Genomic DNA, 1,549 nt, shown 5'->3' on the forward strand with positions numbered 1-1,549 from the left:
TCGATGGCTACGGCTATCAGACTGCCCTCTCTCGATTAGGATTGAGCGGTCGGCTGGACTACGTTGAGCGAAACCTCATCGAAAAGTGGTTTCACACCCTCAAAATGCGGGTCGACCGCTTCCATAATTCGTGGGTGGGCAGTCACGGAAGCGTCCGCAAGTTGGTCATACAATTTGTGCAATACTACAACTTTCAAAGACCGCATCAAGCGCTCGATGGACGAACGCCGGTCGAGGAGGCGACTAACTAGACCGTGCCGATCATTTCAATATATAAGAAATCGAGAGAAATGCGATTATCACCCCGCCTAAGAAGCCAAGAAGGCCACTATAGGGAGGAGCGATCGACCAAGCTACGAGCGCGAGAGCGTATCCGAATAAAACACAACCCAAGATTATGAAAAATCCTGTCTGCCATTCTTCGATAAGCGATCGGACTTTAGTCATTATACTATAATTAATGCGGGGGCGGATATGCCTTTCTACTATCTATTTCATATTGATATATCTAGTTTCCATTACTTGAGTCTACTACGGAACCAACACCGTTCGCGTTTCCTGTAAGTTCAATCCACGGGGTCATCTCGAGCGTCGGAACAGAACCACCCCCTATGTAGGAGAACTTGTGTTGAGACCGCCCGTGCCACTTGTCGGAATCCTCATTCATCCAATTACTACCTGTCTCACCATCTGCGGACCAAGTGGCATCGGAGACATTCGGCCGTTCTATTTCGTTGATATTGCTCACTTCGTTCTGGTCGTAATCCCATTCGACCTCGTACTCGAATGACCAGAGGGTGTAGTCAAGATACCAATGTTCGGCAGATACCTGTTTCGAGACACTCGTCTCGGTTGACTGTATTGAACGACCAGTTTCCATTGGATTATTCACTTCAGTATTGAACTTAATTTCGTTTAGAACTTTAGTAATAGCATTTGATTGTGGTTTACCTAAACTTTCATGAACCTCCACTCGATTCTCCTCCTTCTCAACCTCTCCCAGTTGTTTGAAGAACTGCTTGATCTCTTGGCCAGAGTTCGGATCGAAATCCGTTTCCACACCGTGAACCACTCTATTGTCTGCTGCCGCACTCTCCGAAAAACTCAGCACAGAGAGACTAACTACAGCACTACCACTCGCTTTTTTCAACAGGTTTCTTCGCTTCATGACAAATAGTCATTACTATGTTTCTTATATAATAGTTTTGATTACATATTGTGGAAAGTATTTCATACCCCCATCATCTGCTCTGTTGAATATCGATCTAACCAGCCGATATCACTGGTTTAGATGGATGAAGCCGAGGAATTCGATTCTTGCCTATGGAGATCGGTCTCCTCGACTTCATTGAGCAGTGTCGTGACCTAGCCGTGGGGAAGCACGCGGGCGACCCCGCTGCTGGCGGGGGCGCCCGCCGGGGCCACGTCGTCCTGCACTGCTTTCGGCTCGAAGAGGGGCCCAGCCAACGGGGAAAGCCGCAACGGGTTGAGTATAATAGCGAGGTTTGCGGAGCACCCCGCGTTGGTCGAGACGAGCTGCCGGGGTCCA

The 1,549-nt window shown here is 48.7% G+C and carries 3 protein-coding genes and 1 pseudogene; 2 read left to right on the top strand and 2 right to left on the bottom strand.

Annotated elements, in window-relative coordinates:
• Window positions 1–251: integrase core domain-containing protein (locus tag QT222_RS01265; protein WP_491476045.1), on the top strand; the 251-nt coding region annotated here is incomplete at its 5' end.
• Window positions 252–261: 10 nt separating this feature from the next.
• Here the strand turns inward: QT222_RS01265 and QT222_RS01270 are convergent.
• Together QT222_RS01270 and QT222_RS01275 are read right to left on the bottom strand one after the other, a co-directional pair.
• Window positions 262–447 (bottom strand): DUF8144 family membrane protein, encoded by a 186-nt coding sequence (locus QT222_RS01270; RefSeq protein WP_491476046.1) that lies wholly within the window; start codon window positions 445–447, stop codon window positions 262–264.
• A 61-nt stretch (window positions 448–508) separates the two neighbouring features.
• Complete coding sequence (locus QT222_RS01275; protein ID WP_491476047.1) at window positions 509–1,168, bottom strand: hypothetical protein; 660 nt, start codon at window positions 1,166–1,168, stop codon at window positions 509–511.
• Between the two features lie 155 nt (window positions 1,169–1,323).
• On the opposite strand from QT222_RS01275, the pseudogene QT222_RS01280 reads away from it, so the two are divergent.
• Window positions 1,324–1,549, top strand: a pseudogene (locus tag QT222_RS01280) (IS5/IS1182 family transposase); the annotation flags it as partial.

This window comes from Haloferax sp. s1 (assembly GCF_058382125.1).